The 15,752-nt window shown below is 44.9% G+C and carries 6 protein-coding genes and 2 pseudogenes; 4 read left to right on the plus strand and 4 right to left on the minus strand.

Translation table 11 applies throughout. The features are described from left to right. Positions 1-9 precede the first annotated feature (9 nt). Positions 10-1,410, minus strand: a complete 1,401-nt coding sequence (locus ACDQ55_RS21045) for an aspartate aminotransferase family protein (protein WP_420983617.1) — start codon at positions 1,408-1,410, stop codon at positions 10-12. Positions 1,411-1,438: 28 nt separating this feature from the next. Next, positions 1,439-11,230: an amino acid adenylation domain-containing protein gene (locus ACDQ55_RS21050; RefSeq protein ID WP_420983618.1), complete on the minus strand. Its 9,792-nt coding sequence runs from the start codon at positions 11,228-11,230 to the stop codon at positions 1,439-1,441. Positions 11,231-11,773: 543 nt separating this feature from the next. Here ACDQ55_RS21050 and ACDQ55_RS21055 point away from each other — a divergent pair. From ACDQ55_RS21055 to ACDQ55_RS21065, 3 genes are all read left to right on the plus strand, one after another. After that, complete coding sequence (locus tag ACDQ55_RS21055) at positions 11,774-13,036, plus strand: serine hydrolase domain-containing protein (RefSeq protein ID WP_420983619.1); 1,263 nt, start codon at positions 11,774-11,776, stop codon at positions 13,034-13,036. A 174-nt stretch (positions 13,037-13,210) separates the two neighbouring features. After that, positions 13,211-13,528, plus strand: coding sequence for a transposase (locus ACDQ55_RS21060; RefSeq protein WP_420983620.1), 318 nt, complete (start codon positions 13,211-13,213; stop codon positions 13,526-13,528). Next, positions 13,513-14,385, plus strand: a complete 873-nt coding sequence (locus tag ACDQ55_RS21065) for an IS3 family transposase (RefSeq protein ID WP_420983621.1) — start codon at positions 13,513-13,515, stop codon at positions 14,383-14,385. Before ACDQ55_RS21060 ends, ACDQ55_RS21065 begins: the two co-directional genes overlap by 16 nt. 37 nt (positions 14,386-14,422) lie before the next feature. Here the strand turns inward: ACDQ55_RS21065 and ACDQ55_RS21070 are convergent. Both ACDQ55_RS21070 and ACDQ55_RS21075 read right to left on the minus strand, forming a co-directional pair. Further along, a pseudogene (locus tag ACDQ55_RS21070) lies at positions 14,423-14,683 on the minus strand (transposase); the annotation flags it as partial. Between the two features lie 169 nt (positions 14,684-14,852). After that, the gene (locus ACDQ55_RS21075; RefSeq protein ID WP_420983622.1) at positions 14,853-15,341 is read right to left on the minus strand and encodes a hypothetical protein; all 489 of its coding nucleotides are present in this window, start codon (positions 15,339-15,341) and stop codon (positions 14,853-14,855) included. A 294-nt stretch (positions 15,342-15,635) separates the two neighbouring features. Here ACDQ55_RS21075 and ACDQ55_RS21080 point away from each other — a divergent pair. After that, positions 15,636-15,752: pseudogene (locus ACDQ55_RS21080) on the plus strand (IS481 family transposase); the annotation flags it as partial.

The raw sequence follows: 15,752 nt of genomic DNA on the forward strand, positions 1-15,752 counted from the left end.
GATGAAATATTAAGCGTGAATAGTAGTTGTGCTGGTACTATGTTTCATTTCGGCCAGCGATGCTCCCATTATTTCCAATGCAGCATCAATGATGGCAGGCGTAATGATCAACGGAGGAACAAGTCGTACCACGTTATTGTAATGGCCGCCTACTTCGAAGATCAGGCCGCGTTGCAGGCAATGATTCCTGAATTCCTTTACGCCCTGAGGATCGGGCTCACGGCTGATACGGTCTTTCACAAATTCAAGTCCTATCATCAACCCTTGTCCTCGCACTTCACCGATAACGGGGAACTCTTGTTGCAGTGTACGCAACCCGGCGAAGAGGTAATCGCTCATTTCAAGGGTATGTTCTGCCAGGTTGTATTTGTCTGCGAAGTCGAAAGCACCATTGGCGGCGGCAAGGCTCACCTGGTTGCCTCTGAAGGTACCGATATGTGCACCTGGTCCCCAGGCTTCAATATCGCGTCTGTAAATAATACCTGCAACGGGGAAACCTACGCCACCCAATCCTTTTGATACAGTAATAATATCGGGTGCGGCATCGCCATGCATAAATGCCAGGAACTCGCCGGAGCGGAAAAATCCGCATTGTATTTCATCAAAGATCACCAGCACCTCATGCTTATGCGCCAGGCGTACCAATGCTTCGAGGTAACCGGCCTTGGGTTTAATATTGCCTCCTTCACCCTGGATAGGTTCCAGGATAATAGCGGCTGGTTTGGGGACGCCCGAGTGCCCGTCTTCCAACACCATTTTCAGGTATTCCAGGCAATCCATCGCGCAGCTGTCGGGTTGTTTTTTAAACACGCAACGGTAGCAATAAGGATACGGCACAAAATGAATATTGGACACGAGGGAAGAAATACCCTGGCGGAATCCCACATCAGAAGTAAGTGCCAGTGCTGTTGCACTCATCCCGTGGTAGCCACCCGTGAAAGCGATAACAGTATCGCGGCCTGTTTTTATTTTGGCGAGCTTAATGGCAGCTTCTACAGCATCTGATCCTGTAGGCCCTACAAAGCTCACTTTATATTGATCCCGCAACGCTTCAGGTAAATGCGCCAATACTTTCTGAATGGCACTCAGCTTATTTTCTGTGGGGAAATCGAGGGCATGTATCAGCTCTTTCTGTTGCGTCTCCACGTAACTCAACACTTCTTCATTGGAATGCCCCAGGTTCAATACGCCAGCGCCGGCAAAAAAATCGATGAAGCAATTGCCATCCACATCTTCAATGATCGCACCTTTAGCTCTTTTAATCGCAATTGGGATGTTTCTGGGATACGAAACAATACTACCTTCAATTTCCTGTTGCAAATCGAGCAAGCGGCGGGATTGCTTGCCAGGAATATGGTCGATCAGGATCTTTGGACGTTCGCACAAATGGAATAGGGCAAATTTATGCATATGAAATACTTAAAACGGGTTATGGGATTTAGCTTAACATGTTATTCAATTCTTCCAGTTCATCCAGTGAAAGTCCGCTGTAGCTGAAATCACTGGGGGTTAATTCGGTTGCTGACCTGGCGGCACAATAGTCGATCAGCCGTTCCAGGCAGGCCAGATATTTATCCAGCCATCTGTTAACAGTGGCTGCGTCAAACGAGGCAGGATGATACACAGCAGCCAGTTCCAGCTGCCCGTTTTTAATGATACCGGAGATTTCTACCGGATACTCCTGCTTATTCTGCTGGTCTTCTTCACAGCCGGCAACGTTGCCCAGCCATTCAAAGGCTTTTCCGAGTGGGTGTTCAGCCACATGGCCCAGGTAATTAAAAAGTATATCCGGCCGGGAGGTGAATTGGTCGCGGGAATACTGATGCAGCAATCCATATCCGACACCTTTGTTGGGCACCTGATGCAACTGCTCTTTGATGACTTTTACCTGATGGCTCGTATCGGCTTTATCATCAACAATCAGCAATACCGGATATTCGCTGGTAAACCAGCCTATGGTACGGTCAGTGGAAATATTTTCCCACAGCTCGGCGCGGCCATGGCTTTCCAGCATAACACCCACCGCCGGAACGCTGAAAGTATCTTTGGTGGCCTGCGCAAGGGCAGTTAGCAGTATATCGTTGATATCCGTATTAAAGGCCTTATGCACACCAGTAGTCAACAATTGTGTGTATGCTGCAGAGAGAGAAATACGTTCGGTTAACAGCTCGTTTATTTTTCCAGGCAAATATGCCGGTACAATATGAGTAGCGGGAATACCTGCTACCATCTCTTCCCAATAAACTTTTTCAGCAGCCAGCGCTTCACCGGAAGCGTATGCTGCCAGACGTTCTGCCCACTGTTTGAAAGCGGCCGTTTTAGCCGGCAGTAGTAACGGCTGTCCATTTAGCCCCTGCTCATACAAGGTGGTAAAATCTTCCAGCAATATTCTCCAGGAAACCCCATCTATCACCAGGTGATGAATAATCATCAGTAAATAATCTCCTTCAACTGTATGAAAGATAACTCCCTGTAACAACGGGCCATCCGAAAGATGAATAGCAACAGCCAGGGTGTGTGCCGCCGCGGTTATCTGTTCTTTCACATTTACCCCGGTAATCTGCTGTTCCTGCAGGGCTACCGTTTCGTCTTCATCTTTGTTATACTGAACAATAGTATCTGCTTCCACCGCATATGTCATGCGCAACGCATCATGCCATTGCTGGATCTTTTGCCAAGCAACATTTGCAGCAGTATAATCAAAGCCTGCTTTTGCATGTATCAATACGGATTGATGGAAATGATGGGGATTGATTTTTGCGCTTTGGAAAAAATCCTGCTGCACAGGTGTAAGCGGTACTATACCGGTAACAGCGCCTTGTTCAGCTACCTGTGCCACCTGTCTGAGAAACGGCGCCAGTTCCCTGATAGAGGGATAGCGCAGAATATCACGGATCTCTACTTTATATCCCTGGTGTGAAATGTGTGAAGCCAGCTTAATAGCTGTAATAGAATCACCACCGGCCTGGTAAAAGTTTTCACACATATTGGTGGCCTGCCGTTTGAATACCTGTTCCCATGCAGTAGCCACAATATGTTCCATAGCATCCGCAGGCGCTTCGAAGATGATATTTTCTTCTTCCTGCTCCAATGGTATTTTTGCCAGCAGGTGCCTGTCTGCTTTGCCATTGATGGTTAGCGGTATGGCATCCATAAAATGGAATTTCCCCGGAATCATGTAGGCTGGCAGCTCCCGGGCTACCAGCTCTTTGATATGCGTGTAAGTGATGGTATCATCAGCTGCTTTTACAAGGAATGCGGCGAGATACTTACGGCCTTTTTCATCTTCCTTATCCAGCACCACTACTTCATTAACATATGGCAGTTGTGTCAGACGTGCTTCTATTTCGCCCAGCTCAATACGGTGCCCATTTATTTTTACCTGATGGTCTTTACGGCCATGTAATTCCAGCAAACCATCAGGAAGATACCTGGCCCGGTCGCCGGTTTTATACAGGCGCTCCCTGCCATCTGCAAAAGGATCTTCCATAAATGCAGCACTGGTTTTTTCGGGGTTGTTGAGATAACCACGTCCTACATTGATACCACCAATACACAGCTCTCCTATTACGCCGTCTGGCACCAGGTTCATGAATTCATCTGTGATGTAGCTGCGCACGTTGTGCAATGGAATGCCTATAGGCACAGTATCTGTAAATATCATACCGGGATGCAGCACATTACGTGCACTGCTGTCTGATGCTTCTGTTGGTCCGTAATCATTTACTATAGGGATATGCGGGTAACAGGTAAACCATCTTTTTACAAGCGAAGGTTTTACGATTTCACCACCGCAATCAAGATAACGCAGGGATAATGGATATCGTGCTACATCCTGGGTTATGATATCGAGCAACAGGGAGAGATAGGAAGGCACTACCAGCAATACGGTGGCCTTATCTGCGATCAGCTGTTGCAGGAATTTTTCCGGGTCATTCACCAACGCATCATCGTAAATGACAGTGGTACCACCGTTTACGAAAGCGTTGAAAAACTGCCATACAGAAATGTCAAAACCATGTGAGGCATTTTGTACCAGTACGGTATCGGCATCCATTTCCAGATACTCTGCGCTGTTATGTGCATGGTTCATTTTACCTGTATGCTCCAGCATAGCACCTTTGGGTTGGCCGGTAGAACCGGAGGTAAAGATCACAAATGCCAGCGGATCAGGAGGCAGCGGCACCACGTAATTTTCCCCGGATTCCTGTGCTGCTGCGGCAAACAGTTCATCTGTATAGTGAATGATACATTGATCCGTTAAGGCTTCTGCTAACAAGGGTGTGATGCAGTCACGGTCGGCCAGGATGTGCTTCACACCTGCTTCCCGGAGGATAGCAATGATCCTGTTGTCCGGCAGTTTTCTTTCCAGTGGCAGATAGGCTGCGCCACATTTCCAGATAGACAGTATGCTTGCGGCCATCCTTTCGCCACGGTGCATGAAAACAGCTATCAACTCTTCCAGTTTGGGTACGGCTGTTTTGCTGATAACACGCGACAGCTGGTTCACCTGTTCATTCAGCTGCGCATAGGTAAGGCGGGTATCTTTGTATATCATTGCCGGTTTATCCGGCGTTTGTATAGCATACTTTTCGAGATAATGAAAATATGTCTGCTCCAGCGGATAGTCTTTGGTGGTATACCTTTCCAAGTATGCCTGCCGTTCATTTTCCGTCAGTATGGAGATGTGGCCTATGGCTTGGTCAGGGTGCTGTAACACCTGATCTATCAGTGTTCCCAGGTGAAGGATCAGTGCATGCATTTGTTCCCCTTCGAAAATATCAGTGTTATAATTCAGGCGGAGTGCCAATCCCTGTGGTGTTTCCTGGAATTCAAAATCCATGTCGAACATACTTTGCATTACCTCCGGCGATACCGGTGTAACACGGAACTGTTGCAGACTTGACTGCAGCATGGATGCTTCGTCATGTTCAAAGTTTTGCAGGATGAGTGCAACATCGAACAGCGGGTTCCTGCTCATATCGCGTGGAATATCCAGGTCATTCACCAGCATATCGAACGGATAATCCTGGTGTACGAATGCTTCCAGCGTATTGGCGGCAACTGTTTGTAACCATTGCCGGAAAACGGTTTCAGGGTTCAGTATATTACGCAATGGTACGGTGTTCAGGAAATATCCAATTTGCTTGTCCAGATCGGGATGTGTTCTTCCGGAAGTCATGGTACCAATAACAATATCTTTCTGGCCTGTATACTTGTATAGCAATACGTGTATCAAAGCCTGCAGCACCATAAAAAGGCTGTTATTGGTTTCCTGTGCCAGCTTGTTCAGTGCAGCCAGTTGTTTGGCTGGGAACAGGTGGTGGGCAATACGTCCGTTATAGGTTTTAACAGCCGGGCGGGCTTTCAGCACTGGCATTTCCAGTACCGGCAGTTCATCAGCAAAAATATGTTGCCAGTAATTTTTATGGGCAACGAAAAGCGGGGATTTCAGTTGTTCCTGTTGCCATGCAGCATAGTCTTTATACTGTATTCCGGACGGGGTGGTGGGCACCGCCTGATTCCCGGAAAACAGGTGATAATGCTCAAATACTTCCAGGATAAGCAGGTTGTTAGACCAGCCATCGCAAATGATGTGGTGCATCATGCAAAAGAAAAAGCAGGTATCATCAGGCATCAAACATACCACTGCTTTAAATAACGGCCCGTGTAAGAGGTCCATGGCGGTATTCGCCGTTTGCTTCAGGCCATCTATAACTTCTTCCCTGCTTTTACTACCGTCTCTGTAGTCAAAACATTCCAGGGAGATGGGTAATGCAGCGTAGTCATGTACGCGTTGCACAGGTTCTCCATCTTTTAGTTCAAAGGTGGTCCTGAGTATTTCATGTTGTGTTACCACTGTTTCGACAGCACGTTCCAGAGAAGGCACGTCCATAGCGCCCTGCAGCTCATAGGTAGCATAAGCGTTGTAGGCCACCAGGTCTTCCTCCAGCTGATCTATGAGCCATAACCGTTTCTGAGCGTTGGAAACCGGATAAGTACTTGTACTGCTTTTCTTCACTGATACAATAGGCACGTATTGTTTTTCGCTGATGCTGTCAATTATTTTTGCCAGCTCTTCTAGCACGGGGAAAGCAAAAACATCCTTCACAGAAATTTTTGTCTGTAGCCGGCGATATACCTGTGATACCACACGGGTGGCTTTCAGAGACTGTCCACCGAGCAGGAAAAAATGATCATCTGCAGCAACGGCCTCTTTAGCCAATATTTCCTGCCAGATGTTTGCCAACGCAATTTCTGTGACGGTAGCCGGTTGCTTCCATATTTTTGTGCTGCTTTCGCAGGGTAGTACATCTGCCAGTGAAAGGCGGTCAATTTTTCCGTTTGGTGTGAGTGGCAGTTGTTCCAGCACCATGATCCATGCAGGCAGCATGTACTCCGGAATTTTAGCTGCCAGCAAGTGCAGCAGCTGCAAAGTATCCAGTACAACAGTACCTGTAGCGGTGATGAAAGCTACCAGGTAAGCCTCCCGCTGATCTTCTCTCACCATTACCACTGCTTCCTTCACGCTATCAAGGCGGGTCAGGTGCGCTTCTATTTCCTCCAGTTCAATACGGTTGCCCCGTATTTTTACCTGCTGATCTTTTCTGCCGAGGAATTCGATAGCACCATCCGGCAGGTAACGTCCTATGTCGCCGGTTTTATACAGCCTTGCAGATGGCCCGCTACGGAATGGATCTGTAGCAAAGGCTGCTGCCGTTTTAACAGGATCATTCAAATATCCTTTGCCGACGCCAATACCCGACACCCATATTTCGCCGGAAACGCCAACAGGACAAAGATGACCGGTTTTATCAACTACATATATCTTAAAGTTCGGCAGTACTTTACCTATAGGTACAATGAGAGTTTCCGGCAGCGAATGCATGATGTGATGGGTAATGTCATCAGATGCTTCCGTAGGTCCATAGGCATTTACAACAGGCACTTCAAATGTCTGGAACCATCTTGCCAGCAGCCGTTGTTTCACGGTTTCGCCGGTAACCATTAACCAGGCGAGGGCTACAAATGTTTCACCAGCTTCCATATTTTCTATTTCATCCAGCATCACAGAAAGATAGCTGGGCACTACTTCCAGAATTGTGATATGATCCTTGCCAATAGCAGAGATAAAGGCCGGTACATCCAGGATTAACTCCTGTGTATACACCACTACGGTTCCACCGGTAATGAGTGCCGCAAAAAACTGCCATACGGATATATCGAAACTTTGTGAAGCATTCTGAGCTACTATGCTGGATGCATCCATATGCAAATCCCCGATTTTGGCGAAGATGTGGTTCAGCATTCCCTGATGCTCTACCATAGCCCCTTTGGGGTTGCCGGTAGATCCGGAGGTGTAGATTACATAAGCGAGTGTGTCCACCTTTTTGGGTATAGCAGCAGCTGATACAGGTTGTATGACTGATCCTTCCTGGAACCGGTAACCATCTTTCTCGTCTGCAATAATTATCTGCAGGTTATTACGCCGGGCTGCAAGCCACTCTGCAATTGGCAGATATTTTTCTTCTGTGATCAGCACAGCGGCACCTGCATCCTGTAACATAAAATCTATCCTGTCTTCAGGCAGGGATGGATGTATGGGTACATAGGCCTGGCCTGCTTTCCACACGCCATAAATGGCGCTGATGAACTCCGGCGACCGGTCCATCAGAATGGCTACTATATGATATTTTTTCGTAGTGTCATATACGTTAATAAGTGTACTTAACTGCGTAGCAGCGTCGAACAATTGTTGATAAGTAACGGTACGTTGCCCGCAGATGACAGCTGCTTTATCAGGAAAGCGTTGTACGGTTTCATCCAACAGATAATCAGCCGTTTGTTGCAGTTTGAATGGCCGATCGGTGTCATTCAAGGCATTGAGCCATTGGTGGTCGGCTGCTGTCATGAGCAAAGCATTGCTGACAGGGACTTCCGGCGCAGACAGCAAATCTGCGGAAATTTTTTCAAAATGGGTTATAAAGCGACGTATGTCTTCAGCTGTATAAATATCGGTGCTATAACAGTGACGCATATACAGTGTTTCGCCGACCTGAATAAACTCCAGGTTCAGGTCAAGCTGTGCAGTACCGTTATGAATTTCGAAGGGCGTTAAAGTAGTAGCCGCGCTGTCGTCCTGATACAGAACGGTGGCGGATTCATGATCGTATGCCTGGTATTCCACCAGTATATCAAACAGGGGCACGCGACCGGCGGCACTGGCATTTACACCGGCGCATTCCACAATCATATCGAACGGGAATGCCTGATGGTCCAGCACTTCCGGCAATTCCCTGCTAATAGTTTTTATAAGATCGAGGAAACTGCGGGAGTCATCTACCTCTGTGCGCAGCGGCACGATGTTGATATACAATCCAACCTGTGGCAGCAAGGTGCCGGTGATTCTACCATTAACGGAAGTGCCAATGAGTATATCATTCAACCCGGAGTATTTGTGAAACAATACATTGGTGAGGGCCAACAACACGTTGAATACGCTGACACCATGCGTTGCCGAAAACTCCAACACAGATCCGGAAATAGTTGCCGGTAGTGCTTGCAGGATCACTTCACCCCTGAAAGAGGGCTGTGCCGGTCTTTCACGGAAAGATGGCAGGGAAAGACGGCTCAGATTCCCGGCCAGCTTCTGCTGCCAGAATAATTGTGATGCTTTTATAAATGAATCGTCTTTAAGAGCATTACGCTGCCATACGGCGTAATCCTTGTATTGAACAGCCAGCTGCGGCAAAGTTGGTACGGTACCGGCTTTCCCGGCAGCATAGATATTTACGAGGTCGTTCAGGATTACCTGTGCTGACCATCCATCACCTATGATGTGATGCATAAGGAATAACAATACGCCTCCTCCCTCTTCTTCTCTCAATAAATGAACAGCAAATAACGGCCCTTCTTCCAGTAAAAATGGTTTGCTTAACAGCGATTGAATAACCTCTCCAGTATCTGCAGTAATATCGTGACGGAAGAAAAAAGGACGGTCCGGAGAAGGACGCATGAGTTGCTGTTGTGGCTCTCCATCATGCTCCACGATAATGGTGTTCAGCACTTCGTGCCTGCGCAACAGTTCGTGGACAGCTGCTTCCAATAAGTCCCCATCCGGCTCCTGCCCGCTGTACCGGTAAGCTTTGAAAATATGATGCATGTGACCGTTCCCATTCAGCTTCTCAATTGTCCAGAAGCGAAATTGCTGATGGGATAATGGCCAGGGACTGCCTTCAGTAGCAGGTGTAATGCGAAGCGATGTTGTTTGAACGGGTGCCTCCAGTAACAGCTGTTCCAGTTGCTCCAGGGAGCTGTTTTCAAACAGTTGCTTCAGGGTAATTTGTTTATTGAATCTTACTGCAATCTGCGACAGCAGCTGCATGGCAAGCAGGCTGCTTCCACCCGCAGCAAAAAAGTGCTGCTGATTATCTGTTGTGTTATTACGCAGTACTTCGTTCCAAAGTTCATGTAGCCGTGTACGCAGGTTGTAGTGTGTTTCTATTGCAGCAAGCAGTGTTGTGAAATCACCGTTGCGGTACTTTTCTACCAAAGCATGGTGCTGTATTTTACCGCTGGTGGTTTTGGGAATTTCCCTCACCGGAATGATATGATCCGGTAATACACCGAGGTGGTCGGCCAGCCGGCTATTGATCTCTTTGATCAAGGCCGCAAAAGATTCCACCGGTTTCTTATATAACACAAATACAAGGAAAACTTCCTGCTCATTTCCTTTGCCTGCATCTGCGCAGGCTACCACTTTACCTAAGGAAATATTACCTATATTGAACAACAGTTGTTCTATATCGTGATGATAATAATTTTGTCCCTGCAGGATGATGATATTTTTCTCTCTGCCAGTAACAACCAGTTCGCTGGCTTCATCCAGAAAGCCCATGTCACCGGTGCGTAGCCATCCATCTTCCGTGAACAGGGTTGTATTGAGACTTTTATTATAATATCCGGCAGTAACGTTGTTGCCTTTTATCTGAATATGTCCTATTGTTCTGAGGCCCAACTCCTGGTCGTTTTCATCAGCAATACGAATATTACAATAGCGGATGGGGAGGCCTGTTGTTACAAAACTTACATAGCCTTGTTGCGGAGTTGTATGGAGTTCCGGCAGATATTGATAGTGCTGCTGGAGGGCTGTTCTTGGTATGTAATACTCCTTCAGGGGCGTGTTAGAGCGGTATCCCGTAACACCTACAGATGCTTCAGCGAGACCATAAGAAGGATTGATGGCATTGGATGGCAATTTAAATACCCCCAGTTCCCTGGTAAAATTCCGGCAAACAGCAGACAGTATAGGTTCTGCGCCGTTCAGTATAACGCGTAATGAAGAGAGATCCCATGTAATATCTTCTTTTGCTGTTAATGCATCCAGGAAATACTGGTAGCCGAAATTCGGGGAATAGGAGATGGTGGCTTTATACCGGTGTGCCAGTTCCATCCAGATCAGTGGCCGGCGTATAAAAAGGGATGTAGGAATAATATATTGGTTACAGCCCAGCAGTGTAGCTGTGAGATGAAAGGCAATCATGCCCAGATCATGTGTCAGTGGAATCCAGCTCAGCATAATATCTTCCACTGTAGCATTCATCCCTTCCGCAATAGCAAATGTATTATGAATAAGATTTGTATGCGTTAGTACCACTCCTTTCGGCGCACTGGTAGAACCGGAAGAATATTGAATAAATGCAGTATCCGAAGGGGCAATAATAATATCAGCGGTTGTTGCAGCTGCTGATGATGATTGCTTCTCCGAATCAGCAAAACGTTCTGCCGGCATATACTTCTCAAACGACAGAGACTGTTCTGTCACAAAAGTGATCCACTTCTCCAGGTAATCTCTACGGGTGAAGATATAAGGACGGGATAATTCATTCCATATCTTCAATAGCTTTAAACGGTGACTGTCCTTGATTCCCACCGATACCGGCACAGGAACAATTTTACCGAGCAGGCATGCCCAGAAAGCAACCAGGAAACGCTGATTATCTTCCTCTACTAATATTACTTCATCTCCTGCCACAATACCGGCAGCATGGAAATCGCTTAATAGAGCAGCTGCCTTTTCAAACAATGAAGCATAAGAAACAAATAAGTTATCCTGACTATTTTCAACAAAAAACAGTCCTACTTCATGTTGATGCTGCAGGGCCAAAAGAATGTCTGTAACGCACGACATATCCTCAATCCCATAACGGATAGGTGACACTTTTTGCATAAGTAAGGGTTATTCATTAGGAGCTTCTACAGCACACTAAGAATCAATAAATACAAATAAACCTGTGATAATAAAACCAATAACAAACATACAAAGCCCTTAGGGGTGGGCACTTCTGATGTAAATATAATCTTTAGGGGATTGCATTTACATCTACAAACGGGTCGCTAAAGTTGTTAATAGGGTTTTTGTTTCTGGTTTCTTTTGAGAGATTTGTCTTTGCTCAAAATTTATCTGCTTAAAAATAATTTGAACACATTAGTTAAGGTATTTTGAGATAATCAGAAAAAATCTTTATTCGATCTTTTATTCGCCCCAAAGATATTAAATAAAAACTAAGTGCAAAACTTTTCTGAACATTTTTATGTTGTAACTCAAAAAATTCTTACTTTCCGCACCTCTATTGCATTTACTGTACTTTTCAGTTTCAATACAAATGAATTCAGAATTTAATTATATTGCCTTCTCCAAAAGGGAAATAGCCACGCTATAAAAAGTTCCCATTAAAATAACCGTCCTTACATTAATATATATTTTTTTAATATGAAAGGTGTACACCAGGATTCTGTTGAAAAAACCGTTGGAAAACTCTTTCTCCTTCTTTTATTTATCTGCAATGCTGATTGTGCCAGGGGGCAGTCGGCTGCTGATGCGCTAACGGCCGCACTCACTACACAATACCAGCAGAACGGTTTTCCGGGGTTCAGCGTATCTATTGTAAACAGTGATAGTATTTTATACGAACATGCGTTTGGATTCGCTGACCTTGAAAAAAGCATTCCTTATACCACTACTACGGTACAACCGATTGCTTCTATCAGCAAACTATTTATTGGTATGGCAGTGATGAAAGCAATCGAACAAGGCCTGTTCACACTGGACACTGACATCAACAGTATTTTACCTTTTAAAGTACAACATCCGTACAAGCCTGAAATACCCATCACGTTAAAACATCTCGTTACGCACACTTCAGGGATAACGGATAACCCTGCTGTATACAAAAAGACATACTTATACAATACCCCCTTGCAGGAAGACAATCCCATCTACAGTGTACTGAAATCAAAAGGTTATGGTGCAGAAGGCAAAGACACTACTTTAGACGCCTTTCTCCAGGATTATCTAAGCGCGTCAGGCACTTATTATTCAAATAATAATTTTGATAAAGCCGCACCAGGCAAAAGATATGAATACTCCAATATCGGTTCTGACCTGGCAGCTAGGCTGATAGAACTTAAATCAGGTATTCCCTTCGCTCAGTACACACAACAATACATTCTGCAGCCATTGCAGATGACGCATACCACCTGGTCTACCGCCACCGCAGACCAGGCAAAGCTGGCAACCTTATACACCGGCCTCAAAGTACCCTATCCAAAATACAGTTCCGTTACTTATCCGGATGGCGGACTTACCACCTCCTGTCATGAGCTGAGTCTTTTTTTGAAAGAGAATATTGCAGGGCAAGAAGGCAAAGGAAAGGTTCTTACTGCTGCCTCCTACACCACCATGTTACAACCTGCATTTTCAGCTGCTTATAAGCCAAAGAATATAGATCCCGGAGAGCCTAATATTGGTGTGTTCTATGCCATGAAAAAAAATGGTATCATCGGACATAGCGGCAGCGATGGAGGAGTTACTGCTTTCCTCTTCTTTAGCCCCGCCAAAGGTTATGGCATGTTATTAGTCACCAATACTGAACTAGAAGGACTGAACGGTGTGAACAAAGAACTGCTAACAGGATTTGAAAAGATATGGGGCATTATGAGCCAATATGCCGCAAAATTGCAACCGGTTAAATGATAAATGTATTACGTTGCAACCCTTATTGTATCCTGCTTTTGGCAGGATACAATTCTCCCTCTCTCCTACCCATAAACGTAAGCTTTTCATTCATAATCCAGCTAGCATCTCCACTATGGAACTGCTACCTTTGAGTGAACATATAGTTAAGCTCTTTTCTTAACTTTGAATACAATGAGTAAAAAAGAAAGAAGGAGTTATGATAAATCCTTCAAACTGATGGCAGTAGAATTGCATCGTAGTGGCAAACCAGCCGGAACTGTTGCAAAAGAATTGGGTATAGGCGTTGATATGGTTCGTCGCTGGAGCAGAGAGTATGGTGTGCATGATACCCGTAGTTTTCCTGGGAATGGGAAACAAGATCTGACACCGGAGCAGAAAGAAATCCAAACCCTTAAGAAAGCCCTCCAGGAAGCAGAAATGGAAAATCGGATACTAAAAAAGGCGGTGAGCATTTTCTCCAGGGAAGACAACAAATGTTCAGGTTCATAAAGGACCATCAGGCAGAATTTGATGTCGAGAAAATGTGCAAGGTATTCAAAGTGAGTCGTAGTGGTTATTATGCCTGGTTTAGGAGAAAACCATCAAAGCGTTCCATGGACAAAGAAGTCCTTTGTAAAGAGGTTGAACATATCTACCACAAAAGCAAAGGCCGATATGGCAGCCCTAAAATAGTTGCAGAGCTTAGGTCTATGGGATTATATGCCTCCAGACCCACAGTGGCCATGATCATGAGAAATAAAGGGCTTCGCAGTGTTATTAGGGGTAAGTTCAAAGTATGTATAACAGATTCCAACCATAACCTGGAAGTCTCTGCCAATAGACTCAATAGAGAATTTACTGCCACTGCACCATCAGAGAAATGGGTATCTGATTTGACTTATATCCGGACAAAAAGTGGCTGGCTTTATTTAACAGCTATCATGGACTTGTTTGACAGAAAGATTGTTGGGTGGGCAATGAGTACTGGTATGACGGCCAAAGAAACTGTTGTTGCAGCCTGGAATATGGCTGTCAGAAACAGATCCGTGGCCCCCAATACCATTTTTCACTCAGACAGAGGTGTACAGTATGCCAGTCATGAGTTCAGAAATCTGCTAAAGAGCAATGCTGTACAACAATGTATGAGTAGAAAGGGTAATTGTTGGGATAATGCTGTAATGGAGAATTTCTTCAAGATCCTTAAATCGGAAACTGGCTACCATACTGTATACGATTCAATTGATGTCGCAAAAAGAGAACTGTTTGAGTTCATAGAAATATGGTACAACAGGCAGCGCAGAAATTCAATGTTAGGCTATTTGACTCCCGAAGAATTTGGCAAATCTATTCTAAAACAAGCAGCTTAATAAGTTGTCCATTTTTTTGTTGCAAATCCAATTTGAGCTTTTTTTCAATTAGGTTTTTCATCGCCCGATTTTCAATACAAAGTTCTGCATACATCTTTTTGAGCTCAGCATGTTCAGATTCAAGCTCCTTTAACCGCTTGACATCACTGGATTCCATGCCTCCATATTTTGACTTCCAGTTATAAAAGGTTGCCTCACTAATCCCTAGTTCACGGGCGATATCTTTAACTGCCATCCCCACTTCCTGTCTTTTAAGAGCACTTACTATCTGACTTTCTGTAAAATTTTTCTTTTTCATATTACTAGGTTAAAGTTAATAAATCAATTAATTTATAACTCTAATTCTTGTGGCCGAAATTTTGGGGGGAGCCGACACACTCTTCACAAACTCGCTCCCTAAAACAAACTGGCATAGCGGTAAATGCAGCATGAAGCTTATTTAATACGTTAATCTCTTTATTCATAAATCAAGTTTTATCGTAAGTAAATTTGGATACCTTTTCAATATGCTTTTCTATATTCAAAGCGTGGAGGGTTAAGAAGAACATTTTAAAATACCCTGCCGCAAATTCTATCTTCGTTGTGTCTAATGAATAATTGGTCTGGTCCAAAATTATCTCCACATATTCATCAATCGTTTCCACCAATTCATCATACTCCACAGCAGATGCAAATTCCTCTAAATCATCCAGAGGCTCCGCCAATTCAATGAGCAAAATTTCATTCAAATCGGATGCATCAGACTTAATCAAGGCATCTTTAAGAGTAAAAACAGCCCTGGCAGTAACAATGAAAAAATTGGCAAATACCATGAAATGATCTCGTTTATCGGATGACCAGGCATCTGCTTCTTTACTGGTGATCACCTTGCTCAATTGGTGCCAACAGAGCTCAACAAAGCCTCGCTCAGAGCCATACGGAGTAATCCTGTTTAGAACGGCTAATAAACTTTCCATAAAAATTGTTTTAAAGAAGATGATTAAACAATACTTATCTATCCGGTTTAAGCCAAACAAATCTCCTTTCGAATCTGGTGACCCGATTATCAATTCCATATAATCTAGCTTGATTTCTTATAGTCGGCGGGAGCGCAGATAGGACTAAACAAAAAGCGCAGGCCCAACATTACCCGTCTTGGAGGCCGTGAGAAGCCTATGGGAACGAGTAAGTGGGCCCACGCATAGCATGGGCTGTCACTTATCCCCTCATTCCCTTTAGAATTTCTCACGTTCCCAAGATGAGGAGCAGAAGGAGGCGAATTAGCCTTGAAAGAGATCAGCCGAAGTAAGCCACTATTAAAAAACAGAATACCAGAAGTAGATGAAAAAGCGGTAGTCTCATATGCTATTGAATATCCTGCCCATGGT

The sequence above is a fragment of the Chitinophaga sp. 30R24 genome, from assembly GCF_049056765.1.
Classification (GTDB): domain Bacteria; phylum Bacteroidota; class Bacteroidia; order Chitinophagales; family Chitinophagaceae; genus Chitinophaga.